This is a genomic window from Actinomycetospora sp. C-140 (assembly GCF_054796175.1).
Genome location: NZ_JBTWNF010000010.1, coordinates 32,350 through 48,245 on the forward strand (window position 1 = coordinate 32,350; position 15,896 = coordinate 48,245).

Annotated in this window: 16 protein-coding genes; 10 read left to right on the forward strand and 6 right to left on the reverse strand. The window is 74.0% G+C overall.

The features are described from left to right. Window positions 1-119: 119 nt before the first annotated feature. Both ACR9E3_RS17445 and ACR9E3_RS17450 read left to right on the forward strand, forming a co-directional pair. Window positions 120-1,631, forward strand: coding sequence for an APC family permease (locus tag ACR9E3_RS17445; RefSeq protein WP_460381676.1), 1,512 nt, complete (start codon window positions 120-122; stop codon window positions 1,629-1,631). Further along, window positions 1,621-2,742 carry an agmatinase family protein gene (locus tag ACR9E3_RS17450; RefSeq protein ID WP_460381677.1) on the forward strand — a complete coding sequence of 374 codons (1,122 nt, stop codon included), beginning with the start codon at window positions 1,621-1,623 and terminating at the stop codon, window positions 2,740-2,742. Before ACR9E3_RS17445 ends, ACR9E3_RS17450 begins: the two co-directional genes overlap by 11 nt. 27 nt (window positions 2,743-2,769) lie before the next feature. On the opposite strand, the gene ACR9E3_RS17455 is transcribed toward ACR9E3_RS17450, so the two are convergent. After that, the gene (locus ACR9E3_RS17455) at window positions 2,770-3,978 is read right to left on the reverse strand and encodes a cytochrome P450 (RefSeq protein WP_460381678.1); all 1,209 of its coding nucleotides are present in this window, start codon (window positions 3,976-3,978) and stop codon (window positions 2,770-2,772) included. 249 nt (window positions 3,979-4,227) lie between these two features. Between ACR9E3_RS17455 and ACR9E3_RS17460 the strand changes: the two genes are divergently transcribed. From ACR9E3_RS17460 to ACR9E3_RS17475, 4 genes are all read left to right on the forward strand, one after another. Further along, window positions 4,228-4,698 (forward strand): hypothetical protein, encoded by a 471-nt coding sequence (locus tag ACR9E3_RS17460; RefSeq protein WP_460381679.1) that lies wholly within the window; start codon window positions 4,228-4,230, stop codon window positions 4,696-4,698. Between the two features lie 84 nt (window positions 4,699-4,782). Continuing rightward, complete coding sequence (locus ACR9E3_RS17465; RefSeq protein ID WP_460381680.1) at window positions 4,783-6,546, forward strand: sensor histidine kinase; 1,764 nt, start codon at window positions 4,783-4,785, stop codon at window positions 6,544-6,546. Continuing rightward, window positions 6,537-7,205, forward strand: coding sequence for a LuxR C-terminal-related transcriptional regulator (locus ACR9E3_RS17470; RefSeq protein ID WP_460381681.1), 669 nt, complete (start codon window positions 6,537-6,539; stop codon window positions 7,203-7,205). The genes ACR9E3_RS17465 and ACR9E3_RS17470 overlap by 10 nt, the downstream gene beginning before the upstream one ends. 134 nt (window positions 7,206-7,339) lie before the next feature. Then, window positions 7,340-7,906, forward strand: coding sequence for an RNA polymerase sigma factor (locus tag ACR9E3_RS17475; RefSeq protein WP_460381683.1), 567 nt, complete (start codon window positions 7,340-7,342; stop codon window positions 7,904-7,906). A 7-nt stretch (window positions 7,907-7,913) separates the two neighbouring features. Here the strand turns inward: ACR9E3_RS17475 and ACR9E3_RS17480 are convergent, their stop codons facing one another. Next, on the reverse strand, window positions 7,914-8,318 hold the full coding sequence (locus tag ACR9E3_RS17480) for a hypothetical protein (RefSeq protein ID WP_460381684.1): 405 nt from the start codon (window positions 8,316-8,318) through the stop codon (window positions 7,914-7,916). An 89-nt stretch (window positions 8,319-8,407) separates the two neighbouring features. Beyond that, window positions 8,408-10,807: a protein kinase domain-containing protein gene (locus tag ACR9E3_RS17485; RefSeq protein WP_460381686.1), complete on the reverse strand. Its 2,400-nt coding sequence runs from the start codon at window positions 10,805-10,807 to the stop codon at window positions 8,408-8,410. Between the two features lie 135 nt (window positions 10,808-10,942). Between ACR9E3_RS17485 and ACR9E3_RS17490 the strand changes: the two genes are divergently transcribed. Both ACR9E3_RS17490 and ACR9E3_RS17495 read left to right on the forward strand, forming a co-directional pair. Next, complete coding sequence (locus tag ACR9E3_RS17490; protein ID WP_460381688.1) at window positions 10,943-11,794, forward strand: GNAT family N-acetyltransferase; 852 nt, start codon at window positions 10,943-10,945, stop codon at window positions 11,792-11,794. Then, window positions 11,791-12,270, forward strand: a complete 480-nt coding sequence (locus ACR9E3_RS17495) for a GNAT family N-acetyltransferase (RefSeq protein WP_460381690.1) — start codon at window positions 11,791-11,793, stop codon at window positions 12,268-12,270. The genes ACR9E3_RS17490 and ACR9E3_RS17495 overlap by 4 nt, the downstream gene beginning before the upstream one ends. Here the strand turns inward: ACR9E3_RS17495 and ACR9E3_RS17500 are convergent. After that, entirely contained in the window at window positions 12,258-12,893 is a 636-nt protein-coding gene (locus ACR9E3_RS17500) for a maleylpyruvate isomerase family mycothiol-dependent enzyme (RefSeq protein WP_460381692.1), read from the reverse strand. The genes ACR9E3_RS17495 and ACR9E3_RS17500 overlap by 13 nt on opposite strands. 82 nt (window positions 12,894-12,975) lie before the next feature. On the opposite strand from ACR9E3_RS17500, the gene ACR9E3_RS17505 reads away from it, so the two are divergent. Together ACR9E3_RS17505 and ACR9E3_RS17510 are read left to right on the forward strand one after the other, a co-directional pair. Then, the gene (locus ACR9E3_RS17505; RefSeq protein ID WP_460381694.1) at window positions 12,976-13,590 is read left to right on the forward strand and encodes an ArsR/SmtB family transcription factor; all 615 of its coding nucleotides are present in this window, start codon (window positions 12,976-12,978) and stop codon (window positions 13,588-13,590) included. Next, window positions 13,587-13,733, forward strand: coding sequence for a hypothetical protein (locus tag ACR9E3_RS17510; RefSeq protein WP_460381696.1), 147 nt, complete (start codon window positions 13,587-13,589; stop codon window positions 13,731-13,733). The genes ACR9E3_RS17505 and ACR9E3_RS17510 overlap by 4 nt, the downstream gene beginning before the upstream one ends. A gap of 7 nt (window positions 13,734-13,740) precedes the next feature. Here ACR9E3_RS17510 and ACR9E3_RS17515 read toward each other — a convergent pair whose 3' ends face one another. Continuing rightward, window positions 13,741-14,580 carry a class I SAM-dependent methyltransferase gene (locus ACR9E3_RS17515; RefSeq protein ID WP_460381698.1) on the reverse strand — a complete coding sequence of 280 codons (840 nt, stop codon included), beginning with the start codon at window positions 14,578-14,580 and terminating at the stop codon, window positions 13,741-13,743. Between the two features lie 10 nt (window positions 14,581-14,590). Then, window positions 14,591-15,883 carry a hypothetical protein gene (locus ACR9E3_RS17520; protein ID WP_460381700.1) on the reverse strand — a complete coding sequence of 431 codons (1,293 nt, stop codon included), beginning with the start codon at window positions 15,881-15,883 and terminating at the stop codon, window positions 14,591-14,593. Window positions 15,884-15,896: the final 13 nt, after the last annotated feature.

The following is a 15,896-nucleotide window of genomic DNA, read 5'->3' on the forward strand; positions in this document are numbered from 1 at the left end:
CAACTGTTCCGGAGAATGATCGATCTGGCCTCGTCGTCGCAGGTCAGCGGCTTGACGGTGTCGAAAACGCCCCGCTCTACTGTGCCGGACTTGTCCTGCGAGTGGCACAGGAGGGCCGGGTGGACGACGACCCCACCGCGACGCGTCGAGTCGACCCGGCGGCTCCTCGCGACACCGCGGACGAGAGCGATCTCGCCGGTTTCGGATACCAGCAGGAACTGCCGCGCATGTTGCGGTTCTGGACGAACTGGGCGATCGGGTTCGCGTTCATCTCGCCGATCGTCGGGCTCTACACGATCGTCGCGCTGGGCGCCCAGACCGCGGGCCCGGCCTGGGTGTGGGTGCTGCCCGTCGTCGTCCTCGGCCAGCTCCTCGTGGCGCTCGTCTACGCGCGCCTCGCCCGGGTCTGGCCGCTGGCCGGCGGCATCTACCAGTGGTCGCGCCGGCTCATCGGGCCGAAGTACGGATGGTGGGCCGGCTGGATCTACATCTGGGCGCTGATCCTCACGCTGTCGACGGTCGCCTACGGCGGCGGCTTCTTCCTCGGCGAGCTCATCGGGTGGGGCAACGACTCGGCGATCGGGCAGCTCGTGCTCGGGCTCGTGGTCATGCTGGCCTTCACCCTGGTCAACGCCGCGGGGCTGCACCTCCTGCGGTGGACGGTCAACATCGGGATCGGGTGCGAGCTGATCGCGAGCGTCGGCATCGGGATCGCGCTGATCACGGTGTTCCGCAAGCAGCCGGTCAGCGTGCTCGTCGACACCGCGGCCACGCCCGACGGCGGCCCGTTCCTGCCGGCCTTCGTCGCCGCGCTGGCCGTCGGCGGGTGGGTCCTGCTCGGCTTCGACGCCTGCGGCAGCGTCGCCGAGGAGACCCAGGAGCCGCGCCGGCAGGTCCCGCGGGCGATCATCGTCTCGCTCGTCACCGTCGGCGTCGTCGACCTCCTCGCCGCGGTGGCCCTGGTGCTCGCCACCCCCGACATCGGCGCCCTGATCAGTGGCGCCGACGGCGACCCGGTGTCCGGGGCCGTCGTCGCCGGTCTGGGCGAGTGGGCGGCCACCCCGTTCCTGGCCGTCGTGGTGATCGCCTTCGTGGCCTGCGGCATCGCGGTGCAGGGCAGCACGGTGCGGGTGGTGTTCTCGTTCGCCCGCGACGGCATGCTGCCGCTCTCCCAGGTCTGGCGGCGGGTCTCGCCCCGGACCCGGTCGCCGATCTACGCCGTCCTGCTGGTCGCCGTCCTCTCGTCCCTGGCGTTCGTCTACGCCAACGTGCTGCCTGTCCTGGTCGCCTTCGCGACGGGGGCCTACTACCTGGGCTTCCTGACCCCGGTCGGCGCGCTGCTCTACCGCTGGTTCAAGGACCGCGACGGCGGGCCGATCGCGCTGGGCGCGCTCGGCGTCGCCCTCACGATCACCGCCACCGTCTGGCTCGTCTTCGAGCTCGTCAACATCGCGTGGCCGCGCGGCGCGGACCTGCCCTGGTGGCAGGTCTACGCCTTCCCGCTCGGGCTCGTGTTCTTCGGCCTCGTCGGCCTGGCGTACTTCGTGGCCGCCCGGCCGGACCGCCGCTTCGTCCGGGAGAGCGTTTCCTTCGAGGACCAGGGAGAGATGGGGATGACCGATGGCCGATGAGCCCTTCGACCGTTCACAGCTGCAGGGCATCCAGGGTCTGCACCGCTTGGCCGAGATCCCGGGCACGGCACAGGAGGCGGCGGTCGCCCGGAGCCTCGAGCTCGGCCTCGAGGCCGCGGAGTCGATCACCGACCGGCGCATCTCCACGTTCTCCCGCGGCGCGCAGCCGGCCTTCGCCGGCATCAACACCTTCCTCAAGGCGCCCTACTGCGAGGACGTCCGCGAGATCGGCCGCTATGACGCGGCCGTCGTCGGCGTGCCGTTCGACATGGGCACGACCTACCGCTCGGGGTGCCGTTTCGGTCCCCAGGCCGTCCGGCGGATCTCGGCGGTCTACGACTCGTACAACCTCGACCTCGCCGTGGATCTCGAGGAGGAACTGTCGCTCTGCGACGCGGGCGACGTGTTCGTCATCCCGTCGAACATCGAGAAGACGTTCGACCAGATCGACCGGGCCGTCTCGCACGTGGTGGCCAACGACGTGTTCCCCGTGATCATCGGGGGTGACCACTCGATCGGCTACCCCGACGTCCGCGCGATCGCGAAACACGTCGAGGGCAACGTCGGCATCATCCACTTCGACCGCCACATCGACATCCAGGAACGCGACATGGATGAGCGGATGCACACGACCCACTGGTTCCACGCCACGAACATCCCCAACGTCCCGCCGCGGAACCTCGTCCAGCTGGGCATCGGAGGCTGGTACGGGTCCCGCCCGGGCCTGCGGGTCGCCCGGGATCGCGACACCACGGTGATGACGATCGGCGACATCGAGAACCTCGGCATCGAGAAGGCCGTGGAGGCGGCGCTGGAGATCGCGTGGCAGGACGCCGCGGCCGTCTTCCTGTCGTTCGACATCGACTCCGTCGACGGCGGCATCGCCCCCGGCACCGGCTCGCCGGAGCCCGGCGGCCTGTTGCCCCGCGAGGCCCTCAAGGCGCTGCGGATGATCGCGCGGGAGGGCATCTGCGGGATGGAGGTCATCGAGATCGCGCCGCCCTACGACGTCAGCGACTCCACGGCCCAGCTCGGTTGTCGGGCGATCATGGACGTCCTGGGGACGCTCGTCGCCGAGGGCGAGCTCGGGACACGGTCGGCCGGCACCTGACCGCCACGGGGTCGGCGCCGCCGCCGCTCACCAGGTGACCGGCAGCTCGAGCACGCCGCCGGTGAGGCTGTCGGTCCGGAGGCGGAGCGCCTCGGGCGGTACGGCGACGCGCAAGGTCGGCACCCGGGCCGGGAGCGCGGCGAACACCTCCCGCAGCTCCACGCGCGCGAGGCTCGCGCCCACGCAATGGTGCACCCCGTGCCCGAAGCCCAGGTGCGGGTTCTCGGCACGGCCGCGGTCGAGCTCGGTCGGGGTGGCGAAGACGGTCGGGTCCTGGTTGGCGGCCCCGATCGAGAGCACCACGGCCTCGCCGGGCGCGATCGTGACGCCGTCGAGCTCGACCGCGTCGTGGGCGTAGCGGATGAGCCCGCCGCCGCGCCCGCCTCCGGGCACGGGTAGCCGCAGGATCTCCTCGACGACCCGGCCCACGTCGTCCGGGCCGACGGGCGGGCGGGTGCCCTCGTGCGGGAACAGGCGCAGCACCCCGGCGTCGATCCGGGTCATCGTGGTCTCGTGCCCGGCGAACAGCAGGCCGGTCGCGATCCCGGTGACCGCCATGTCGGGGAGGGTGGGGTCCTCCCGCTGGGCGGCCACGAGGTCGGAGATCACGTCCTCGCCGGGCTCGCGCCGCTTCGTGTCGACCAGGCCGCCGACGTACCGGGCGAGCGCGGTGATGCCCGCCCGGCTCGTCTCGGCGTCGTCGATCGTCGCGGCCTGGGAGGACCAGGCCCGGAACGCGTCGCGGTCGGCGTAGGGCACGCCGAGGAGCTCGCAGATGACCAGCGCCGGCAGGGGCTCGGACAGCGCGGCGTGCAGGTCCGCCGGCATCGTCGCGGCGAGCAGGTCGTCGATCATCCCGTCCACGAGCTCGCCGACGTGGTCGGCCAGGTGACGCATGCGCCTTGCCGAGAACGCCGGGGCGAGCAGGCGTCGCATCCGCTGGTGGGACGCGCGCTCCTGCTCGGGGTCCGAGCCGCCCATCGGCCCGCCGAGGATCATCCCCTCGTGCAGCCGCGCCGCCTTCTCCGGCTCGGGGTGCGACCGGCCCAGGCGCGGGTCGGCGAGCAGGGCGCGCACCTGGGCGTAGCCGGTGACCAGCCAGGCCTCGTCGCCGACCCGCGTGCGCACGCGGGTCACGGGGGCGTGCTCGCGCAGCGGCCCGAGCGCCGGGGCGAGGCCGAGCGGGTCGGGCGTGGGGAAGGGGAGGCGGGGGAGGTCCGCCGCGGTGTCGGGCACGGGCCCATCGTGGCGCGGTGGTGGGCGGCCGCGCCTCCACCGACGGGTCGAGACGGGGTGGACGCCGTCCGCTGCGCCGGTCGTGCACCGTCACGTCCGGACCCACCTCGCGTTGGGTGCCAGCACCCAGGGGGCTCGGGTGTCGCCACGGAAGCTGCCCGCCCCTCGACGCACCTAGCGTTCTCCCACGACGCCTCCCCGCCCTGCCGGCGGTCTCCCGGCCGGAGCGGCGCAGGAGAGGAGAAGCCCGTGGTGGACACCGGACGGATGACGATCGGGACGGCCCGTCCGTCCGAGGTGCAGCGGTCGGCGTGGCTGTGGATCGCGGCCGTCGTGCTGCACGTGGCCTCGCTGCTCGCGGTGTACGTCGCGGTCGCATCGATCACGAGTCGGACGCCCACGGGAGCGCTGTTCGGCGCGCCCCACCTCGTGTTCGTCGTCGTGAGCGCGGCGATCGGTCTGGCGCTCGTGCTCGTGATGCGCCACGGCCGCAACTGGGCGCGCGTCACGCTCACCGTCCTGGGCGTGCTGAACGTCGTCGGCACCGTCGTCGGACTCGTCTTCGCCCTGGCCTACCCGGTGCCTCGCGGAGTGACGCTGACTCTCGGCGGGCCGGTCGGCGTCGCCATCGACATCGCCCAGACGGTGTGCATCGTCGCCGGGATCGTGCTGTTCTACCGGCCGCGCGCCAACGCCTGGTTCGCCGCGGCACGGCGCTGACGCCGGAGCCGGCGACCGTGGGGGCTTGCTCCCGTTCGCGTCATCGCGTAACACCTCATGGGCGTGCGCGATGCACCGGATGCCATGACGACAGCGGCCGTTCCCACCCCAGCCCTGGGTGCCCGCGCGCGTGTTCTCGACCGTCCGACGACGGAGCGCCGCCCCGCGATCCTCGCCGCCGCCGTCGTGTGCGCCGCGGTGTGGTGCGCGCTGTGCTACCTCCCGGAGCTGTCGTCGCGGCCGACGACCAGCGCCGTCGCGATCATGGTCGCGGTCGGCTTCGCGGCGGCCGCGGTGGTGGTCGCCGCGCAGCCGGGACGCCGCGGCGCCGGCATCGTCCTCGCCGCGACGTGTGTCCTCTGGCCGCTGAACAGCCTCGGCGGCTGGGACGCCGGTCCCGCGCCGTTCGCACGGCAGGTCGCCGAGTGCTTCTTCTGGGTGCTCGTCCCCGTCGGGGTCCTGCTCTACCAGAACCCGCGCTGGGGCGGCTGGGAGCGCCTGTTCGTCGGATGGATCACCCTCGAGTTCGTCGGCGGGCAACTGCTCTGGACCGCCCTCTCGCGCCCGGAATGGTCCGGGCTCCCCGCCGATGCCTGGTGGCCCTCTCTCGCTCCGGACCCCGCTCTCTTCGAGATCACCCGTGACGTGCTCGCCGCGCTGTATGCGCCGTCCGTCCTCGCGTTCGCCGTTCTCCTGCTCTGGCGCGGCCGCCGGGGTGCGCCGGTCGACCGGTACTCGATCGCCCCGGTGGTCGTGGCCGTCGCGGGTGTCGGCGTGGCGGCCGGCTTCTCGTGGTCGGTCTTCGAGCGGACCACGGTGATCGTGGCGGTGGCCCTGCTCCCGCTCCCCGTCGCGTTCGTGTACTCCGCGACGCGGCTCGCCCGCCTGCGCCTGCGGCTCAGCGAGGCGCTCGACACCGCGCCCGTCCCGTCGGCCACGGCTCCCCGGGCCACCGTCACGTCGGCGTTGCGGACGGTGCTGCGCGATCCCGACCTCGCGGTCACCTTCTGGTCGGCGGAGCGCGGCGAGTGGATCGGGGAGACCGGCGAGGTCCGCGCCCCGGGACCGGGCGCGGACCAGGTGGAGATCCCGGTCGTGCGATCGGACGGCCGGCTCTGCGCCGTCGTCTGCACACAGGCGACCTCGCTCGCCGCCCGTCGCGAGGTGGAGGCCGCCGTCCGTCTGGCCGGCACGGTCATCGAGAACGCCGGACTCCGCGCCGTGGTCCAGGCCCAGGCGGAGGCCGTGGGGCGGGCCCACGCCCGGACCGTGCAGGCCGGGGTGGAGGAGCGGCGGCGGCTCGAGCAGGATCTCCACGACGGGGCCCAGCAGCGGCTCCTCGGGGTGCTGACCCTGCTGGCCGCGGCCCGGCAGGACACCGTCGGCGAGACCGGGGAGTCCACGGTCGGCCGGGCCCAGACCGAGGTGCGCGCGGCCCTCGCCGAGCTGCGCGACCTCGCCCACGGCCTGCACCCCACGGTGCTGACCCGTGACGGCCTCCCGGACGCGCTGGCCGACCTGGGGGAGCGCCTCGCCCTCCCGGTCGAGGTCCAGGTGCGGGTCGGACGGCTCGAACCGGCGCTGGAGACCAGCATCTACTACGTGGTCAGCGAGGCCCTCACCAACATCCACAAGCACGCCGGCGCCGAGCGCGCCTGGGTGCGGGTGGCCCCGGGCGACGTCGGTGTCGACGTCGATGTCCGTGACGACGGCGTCGGCGGAGCCGATCCCGCGGGCGCCGGACTCCGGGGCCTCGCCGACCGCGTCATCGCCCTCGGGGGACGCTTCACGCTGCACAGCCCGGCGGGCGCCGGCACGCACGTCCGGGCCTGGATGCCGTGCGGGTGATCCTGGCCGACGACGCGGCGCTGTTCCGGTCCGGGCTGGCGCGACTGCTCGTCGGTGTCGGCGTGGAGGTCGTGGCGGAGGCGTGCGACGGGCCGGGCCTGCTGGCCGCCGTCGAGACCGCCCCGCCCGACGCCGTCATCGTCGACATCCGGATGCCCCCGGACTTCGTCGACGAAGGCCTCGTGGCCGCCGAACAGCTGCGCCGCACCCACCCCGAGCTGGCGGTCCTCGTGCTGTCCACCTACGTCGAGACCGGTCTGGCCGTACGCCTGCTGGAGTCGGGCGCGGGACGGGTGGGCTACCTGCTCAAGGACCGCGTCACCGACGTGACGGCCCTGCACCAGGCGCTCGAACGCCTGCTGGAGGGCCAGGCCGTGATCGATCCCGACGTCGTCGCCGGCCTCCTCGACCGGAGGGTCCGCCACAGCCCCCTCGCCGAGCTCAGCTCCCGTGAGCGCGACGTCCTGCGGTGCATGGCCGAAGGGCGCTCCAACGCCGGGATCGCCGCCGCGCTGTTCCTCAGCGAGCGCACCGTGGAGAACCACGTCGCGCGGCTCCTGGTCAAGCTCGACATCGACGCCGCCCCGGAGCACAACCGCCGGGTCCGGGCCGTCCTGCTGTGGCTCCGCGATCAAGCTCGGGTGAGCCCCTCGGGCTGACCGGAACCCTCCGGCACCCCGATCACCCGCCGCCGATGTCGTCGGTCGGCCGGAGAAGTGGGTGTCAGCACGGACGCGGCACCGGCTTTCCGCGATCTAGCGTCATGAGGTCGTTGATCCGGAGGGGGCCGCGGATGTCCGTCGACACCAGCGTCACGGCGCTGCCGTCCTCGTCCGGCGACGGACCCCGAGCCGTCGACGACCTGATCGAGGTCTTCACCACCGAGCGGAGCCGGATGCTCCGTTACGCCCGGCATCTCCTCGGCCACCGCGGCGAGGACGCCGAGGACGTCGTGCAGGAGATCATGCGGAAGGCCTACCGCCGGCCGCCCACGCTGCGCGACCCGCGCGCACTGCGGTCCTACGTGTACGCCGCCGTCCACCACGAGAGCACGACCTGGGGCGTGCGCTCGGCCACCGAGGGACGCCGGCGCGGCTCCGACGAGTCGCCGCTCGCCCTGCTCCCCGAACCGGGACCCGACGTCGACGACCGGATCGTGCACCACCTCGTGGTCGCCCGTGCCCTCGCGCGACTGTCGCCCCGGGAACGTCAGATCGTCGAGCTCGTCGACCTCCGGCGCTACACGGCGAAGGAGGCGGCCCAGGCCCTCGGGCTCGCGATCGGCAGCGTCAAGAGCTATCACCATGCCGCGCGCCGCCGCCTGCGCGACGATCCGGACCTCGCGGAGCTCGTCCGCTGACCGGAGGTCAGGCGCCCCGGGACGGACCGTGGTCCGTGGGCGACCGCCCGTCCCCCCGCGCGCACTCGGCGCGGATCGCGGCGCGCACGCGGGGTCCGGGCCCGCCGGGCAGCGGCGGCGGGTCCTGGCACAGCTTCCGGAAGGCTCGCCGTACCAGGTCGTCGACGGCCCGGCCGTCGTCGTCGAGGACGTGACACGCGTACCGGCGGATGCTCATGTGCTCGCGACGGTAGAACACGAGCAGCTCCTCCAGGCGCGCCGCGATGACGGGACCGACATCCGAGCTCACGGGTTGCTCGCGTCCCGGGTCGGCGACGGGAACGCCCAGCGCGGTCGGGAACCATCGCGGCTCGAAGCCGTCGAGAGCCCGCGACACGGCGTCGTCGGCCTCGCGCTCGCTCGCGTCCGGCATGCGCTGCTCCTCTCTGCCGGTGCCTCGGGTGGGCGCTCCCGAGACCGTCGTGGCTGTGACCCGCCGCGGGGACCAGCCCCGTCGGGGCGTCAGCGAGGCGCGATCCCCACGTCGAGGATCGTGATGGAGCTGCTCTCCTTGTTGGCCACGACGGCCCGGGTGCCGTCCGGGGTCACGGCGATCATCGACGCGCCGTCCCCGGCCGGCACCGTGCCGGTCACGTGGCCGTCGCGACTGCTGACCACGCTCACGTCGTGGGAGTCCTCGTTGACCACGTAGCTGTGGGCGCCGTCGGGCGCGAACGCGACGCTCTGCGGTCCCTCGCCCAGCGGCGTCGTCCCGACGACCCGGTTCGTGGCCGGATCGATGATCGTCATCGTGTCGCCGTCGTAGTTGACCTCCTCGACCAGCCGGCCGTCGGGGGAGACCGCGATGCTGTGGGGCGCCTGCCCCTCCCCGATCGGGATCGAGGCGACCGTCCGCCGCTGGGCGGTGTCGATCACCGTGACCTGCCCGGGCATGTGGTTCGTGACGTAGCCGTAGCGACCGTCGGGGGACAGGGCCACCCAGTGCGGGCTGACGGGCACCGGGATCTGGGCCACGGCCTGCCTGGTGCTCGGGTCGAGCACCGAGACCACGGAGGCGTTCATGTTCGGCACGTAGAGCAGGTGCGGCTCGGTCGGGGAGATCGCGAAGCCGAACAGCCAGGTCAGCGCTCCGCCCTGGGCTGCGCGCTGGCCGGTCGGGATCGCGCCGTCCAACGCGCCGACGCGGGTGTCCATCGTCCCGATGACGAGCTGGTCCTGGGCGCGGTCGTAGTACGTGACGTAGACGTCGTCGCCGCCGGGCGCGACGCCGACGAAGTAGGGCGGTCCCGGGATCGGGATGTCGTTGACCACCTGGCCGGTGCCGATGTCGAGAACTTCGAGCGACGGGCGATCGCCGGTGATCGTCAGGTACGCCGACTTCCCGTCGGGGGAGACGGCCACGGTCTCCGGCGGCCCGTTCGTGGGGAAGCTCCCGGTCACGGTGGGCTGGTCGAGGCTCGCCGCGGGCGAGGCGTGGTCGTCGTCGGCCGGCGGCGCCGTCGCGGGTGCCGGTGGCGCACCGGGCGCGCCGGTGGCGGGCCGCTCCTGGGTCACGATGACGCCGACGGCGACGACCACGATGGCGACCAGGACCACGGCGAGCGCGACGAGGAGCGCCGAGCGACGGGGTCGCGCTCCCGTCCGCCCGGCGCCGTCACCGGGCTCGCGCCCGGACCCGTCCGGGAGCGAGCCCCCGCGCCCCGGCGGCGGTCCGCCCGGGCCACGGACGACGGTCTCGGCGTCGTGGTCCGCTCCGGAGCCGGACGGCGAACCGGTGGCGGGGTCCCCGGTACCGCCCGCGGGGCGTGGTGGCGCGGTGAGCGTCGCCGTCGCACCGGAGCCCGCGTCGACGGAGACGAGCTCCCGCTCGCCGCTGCCGGTGCCCGTCGCCGCCGGCACGGACGCGATCGCGACGCCGGCCGCGGGCGTGGGGATCGACCCGCCGCCGGTCGAGCGCGCGAGCGCGGCCCGGGCGTCCCTCGCGAACTCCGCGGCGGAGGCGTGGCGTTCCGCGGGGTCCTTCGCCATGGCCCGCTCGACCACGGCGTCGAACGTCGCGGCGACCTCCGCGCATCGGGCGGACGGCGCCGGCGGGGCCGAGTCGGTGTGTGCCTTCATCAGCGACGGCAGCCCGTCGACCTCGAAGGGCGGGGTGCCGGTCAGGCACTGGAAGAACACGCAGCCCAGCGAATAGATGTCGGCGGCCGGGCCGGCGTTGCCGTCGAACTGTTCCGGCGCCATGTACTGCAGGCTGCCGACGACGACGTGGCTCGCGGTGAGCGACTGCGACCGGCCCGTCGAGGCCCGGGTGATGCCGAAGTCGGCGAGGTAGACGAAGTCCTCCTCGCCGGAGCCGCGGTCGAGCAGGATGTTCGACGGCTTGACGTCGCGGTGGACCAGGCCTTCACGGTGCGCCGACTCCAGGGCGCTCGCGACCTGTCCGATGACGGCGACCGCCCGCTCGGCGGGCAGCCGGCCCTCGTCGAGCAGCAGGCGCTCGAGGTCGCACCCGTCGACCAGCCGCATGTCGAGGAACAGCCGCCCCTCGATCTGGCCGTAGGTGTGGATGGGGACCACGTGCGGGTTGCGTAGGCGGGCGGCCACCCGGGACTCGCGGCGGAAACGCTTCTGGAACTCGGCGTCGTCGGCCATGTGCGTCAACAGGCGCTTGACGGCCACCTCGCGGTCCTGGTCGACGTCGTAGGCCTGGAAGACCTCGCCCATGCCGCCACGCCCGAGCAGTCGCTGCAGGCGGTACGGCCCGAACTCCTCGCCGCCGACCATCGTCGGTGCTCCCCCCGTCGCGTCGGCGGCACCCGCCGCCCCGGAGCTCTCCCCGTCCGGCGGACGCACCGCGCCGCCTCGCGGGCGAAGCCAGTCGCCGATCTGGTTGAACGCCACGACACGGTGGACTCCGCGGGGTCCCGGATGGTTGGGGGTCCGGGGACACGTTCTCGGAGGGAATCCCGATGTGCCCGACGCGCGGCCTCCCTACCGTCGTCGGCGACACCCGCGCACGCACCCGAGGCCCACACCATGACCACGTCGACGTCCCGCACCTCCCTGTTCTGCGACACCGCGCTCGCCGCGCGCATCGAGCGGGCCGAGGTGGACCTCATCGGCGCGGTGAGCCGGGCCGCCGCGGCCCGCTCCGGCATCGCCGGGTTCGTCACGCCCCTCGCCGGTGGCGCGGCGTCCTTCGCCGGCGCCGAATCGCCCTACACCAAGGTCGTCGGGCTCGGGTTCGACGGCGTGCCGACGGACGACGAGCTCGCGACGGTCGAGCGGGCGTACGCCGCGCACGGCGCACCCACCTCGGTCGAGCTCGCCCACCTCGGCGACCCCGATCTCGGCGCACTGCTCAGCGACCGCGGATACCGGCTCGAGGGGTACGAGAACGTCCTCGGACTGGATCTCGCCACGGCGACCGACCTCCCGGTGCCGGCGGGGATCGAGGTCCGCCGCAGCGGCGACGACGAGTTCGAGGCGTGGTTGCCGGTCGTCGTCGAGGCGTCCACGCACCCCGACACCCGCGGCGTGCCGTGGCACGACGAGTTCCCCGCCGAGGCGATCGAGGCCGCCCAGCGCGACTCGGCGGCGGCCGGGCTCACCCGCTACGCCGCCTTCCGCGACGGCGTCCTCGCCGGCGGCGCCGAGTTCCGCACGGTCGACGGCATCGCCCAGCTCGCCGGGGCCGGCACCGCGCCGGCCCACCGCCGCCACGGCGTCCAGGCCGCGATGCTGGCCGCGCGGCTGGCCGACGCCCGCGCCCTCGGTTGCGACGTCGCGGTGATCGTCACCCAGCCCGGCTCGACGTCCCACCAGAACGCCCAGCGGCGCGGGTTCGACCTGCTCTACACGCGGGCGACGCTGGTGCGACAGCCGTGATCGAGACGATCGGCCTCCACACCGGTCCCCGCCAGGAGCTCCGCGCGCTCTTCGAGCTCGCCGAGGACTCCGCGGAGCAGCTCGACTCCTACGTCGAGCTCGGCGACGTCCTGGTCGCCCGGATCGGCGACGAGGCGATCGGGCACCTCCAGCTCGTGCCCGGGGAGCACACGGGCGACGTCGAGCTGAAGAACATGGCCGTGGCCGAGGACCGGCAGGGTACCGGCGTCGGCCGCCGGCTCGTCCGCGCCGCGATCGACCTGGCCCGCACGCGTTCGGCGCGCTGGATGACGGTGGCGACCGCGGCCGCCGACATCGGCAACCTGCGCTTCTACCAGCGGGTCGGCTTCCGGATGCTCGCGGTCGACCGCGACGCGTTCGTGCCGGCGACCGGCTACCCGGACGAGATCGTCGTCGACGGCATCGTGCTGCGCGACCGGGTGTGGCTCGACCTCGACCTCGATCACCCGGGCTGAGCCGGGACTAGGACCGCGCCCGGAGCAGGGCGACGCCGTCGCCGCAGCTCGTCGAGCACGGGCGGGCGGCCGACCATCGCCAGCAGCAGCACGCGCAGCGGTCCCCGGACCTCCGGCCCGTCGCCGGTGGTCCAGTCGACGTCGTCCGCGATCAGGCGCAGCCCGGTGACCCGTCGCTTCGCGCCGAGCAGGGGCTGGGTGCCCTTCGCGACGTCCGCGGCGGCGACGAGGGCCTCCTCGGAGTGCGCGATCGTCGTGCCGGTCGGGTGGGCGATGTCCTCGCCGTGGGCGACCGTCTCCACCAGCCACGACCCGGTGGGGCCGGGCGGCGCGTTGCGGGCGTGGACCCGCTCGCCCAGCCGTTCGAGCAGCCTCGGCACGGGATCGGCGCCGACGGTCGCGACGTTGCGCGCCATGAGCCGGGAGAACGAGAACCCGCTGCCGGCGAGCCCGAGGAAGAACCTCGGCGGCGTCATCTCCGCGGTGGAGACGACGTGGGCGAGCGTGTCCTTGGTGCTCCAGCCCGCGCACAGCGAGGGTGTCGTCCACTGGTCGTCGCCGAGCCCGGCGAGGGCCTCGACCAGGCGCGACCGCTCGTCGGCGATCAGTTCCCAGGTGCCCATGGTCTCCTACCGATGACGACGACCGCTGTTTCGGTTGGAGTCGAATTGGAGTGCGGACGAAACCGAGAGTCAAGAGGACGGTGTGGACGAGATCCAGCGGGTGCTCCAGGCACTCGGCTCGCCGGTGCGACGGGAGATCCTCTGGCTGCTGGGCGACCGGGAGCGTCCGGCGGGGGAGATCGCGGCATCGGTGCACGTCAGCGCCCCCACCGTGTCCGAGCACCTCAGGGTGCTGCGCGACGCGGGCCTGGTCGCGATGCGGGTGGACGGCAGCTTCCGGCGCTACCGCGCGCGCCGTGAGGCGCTCATCGGGCTGCAGCACCTGCTCGTCGAGCCCGGGGACCGTTGGCGACCGGCCGACGACGTGCCCGAGCGCGATCGTGCGGCGGCGCGCACCGTCCCGGCCGTGCTCGCGTCGGTCGACCTCGGCTGCTCCCGGGAGCTCGCGTTCAGGGCCCTCACCGAGGCGGATCTCTACAGTCGGTGGCTGGGCGTGCCGGTCCGCATCGAGGACGGTCACTTCTCGGCCACCCTGGAGTGGGGCACCCACGTGCGCGGGCGCCACGAGCATGTCGTGGCCCCGGAGCTGATCGTCATGAGCTGGGACTTCGCCGACGACGTCGTGCCGGTCCCGGGCGCCGAACAGCGCGCCTACGCCCACGTCTCCGCGACCGGGACGGCAGCCGGGTCGAGGTGAACCAGCTGGTCGAGACCCCGGAGCAGGCGACGTTCATGCACAACGCCTGGCGGATGGTGCTCGGGCGCCTCGCCGAGGCCGCGCCGGATCTCGCCGGGCCCGAGAAGCCACGGCGGGCGCGCGCGAAGCACCGCCCCACGTGACGGATGCTCACCGCGCCGGCTTGTCGAAGGACGCGACGAGCAGGCCGGGCAGGCCGACGTAGGCCGCGTGGTTCGCGTCCGGCACGACGTCGGCCGTGGGCGTGGCGACCGCCTCGGCCGTGAGGCGCGGTTCGGTGTAGCTGTGCACCACGAGGCCGGCGTCCAGCGCGGCCGTCACGTAGTCCGACGGCAGGTGGGCGTGCAGGCGCAGGAAGCCGCGGCCGTGGTCGGTCGGGAACTGCGCCTGCCAGCCCAGCGTCACGAGGAACGGGTGGACGTCGCTGAGGACGATCCGACCGCCGGGCCGGACGACGCGGGCGAGCTCGCCGATCGCGGCCGCGAGGTCGGCGACGTGCACGAGGGCCAGCGCGCAGACGGCGGCGTCGACCGAGGCGTCGGCGAGGGGCAGGCGGGTCAGGTCGCCGTCGAGGAAGCGGACGTCGGGCAGCTTGGTCCGGGCCCGGTCGAGCATCGCGGGGGACTGGTCGACCCCGGTGACGGTGTGGCCGCGGTCGGCGAGGTAGGTCGCCCACCGACCCGTCCCGCACGCGGCGTCGAGGACCTCGCCGGTCGGCAGGGCGTCGAGCAGGCGGCGCAGCGGCGGCTCCTCGATGCCGAAGAGCCGCAGGGGACGGTCGTAGGTGGCGGCCCACTGCGCGTAGCCGTCGGTCAGGTCGAGCTCGACGCCGAGCTGCCCGGTCGGCGGGGTGCCGTCCAGCAGGGCCCGCGTCTCGGCGAGCCGCGCGGCGCGGAACTCCGCCGCGTCGGCGGTGTACAGCGTACGGAGCAGGGCCAGGCCCTCGACGCCGACCGTCAGTTCCTCGAGCGTGGGTCCGGGATCGGTCACCGCGAGGACGCTACCGAGGTTGCGCGGCTCCGGCGGGCGACCCGACGGGGTGCCACTGGCGCTCGGCCAGGAAGCCCGGGTCGGCGATGTGGTCGGGGTCGCTCACGAGGACGACGCCCAGAGCGGTGGCCCCGGTGCGCCCGAGGGCCTCGAGCGCGGACGACGCGTCGTTCGCTCGGGTCTCGCCCTCCTCGACGACGAGCAGCGCACGGTCGGCGGCGGAGCACACGACCTGGCCCTCGACGGATTCCACCGGCGGCGCGTCGACGATCACGAGGTCGGCGAGCGTGCGGCCCTGGCCGACCAGACGCTGGACGTGGACCTTGGAGAAGAGGGCGAACAGATCGTCGCGCCGGCTGCCCGGCGGGGCGACGAGGAGCCCGCGGCCGTTGCTGACGACCGCGGTCTCGACGCGGGCGCCGCGCTCGGCGAGGAAGTCCGAGACACCGGAGCGCGTCCCGATCTCCGAGGGCAGCGGCTCGGCCTCGAGGTCGGTCTGCAGCAACAGGGTGGTCTGGCCCTGCAGGGCGCGCAGGCCGGCCAGGGCGACGGCGACGCGGGACTTCGACGCCCGGGTCGAGGCCGGGCCGGTGATCGCGAGCGCGCCCGGCCGGGGCATGCCGGTGGGGTTCGTCAGCCCCGTCAGCGAGCGCAGCAGCTGGCCCCGGGCGTCCTCGCCCGCGCGGCGGCGTCCGCCCACGGTGGCCAGCACGGGGAGCCCCAGGCGGTCGGTCACCTCGCCGGGGGTGACGATCCGGTTCTCGGCGCGCCCCAGCGCACCGGCCAGCACGACGCCCAGGACCAGCCCGCCGAGCAACGCGGTGGCGGCGTTGCGCAGGGCGTCGGAGGACGTCGAGGACACGCCGGCGTTGAGCTGCAGGTCCTGGAGCTGGCTGATGGTGTCCGGGCCGGAGTCGACCTCGTCGCGCAGGGCGACGGCCATCGCGGACGCGGCGCGCTGCGCGGTGTCGGGATCGGGGGACTCCGCCTCCACGTAGAGGATCGGGCTCCCCGCGGCGAGCGACGCCGTCGCGGTCACCGACGGGTCGACGCCGGCGCGCTGACGCAGGACCTCCTGCGAGGAGGCCTGGTTGAAGTAGTCGATGTAGCCCTGCGCGGACACCGTGACCTCGTCCGGCGTGAGCTTCTGGGACACGATCGTCAGCGCGGCGTGCCCGACGTAGGTCGTGCCCTTGATCAGGGAGCCCCCCAGCGCGCCCGCGGCGGCCACCACGCCGATGAGGACGACCAGGACCCACCGCCGGCGGATGCGGTCCCGGTGGATCAGGAATCCCTCGCGCATGACCCCCAACAGT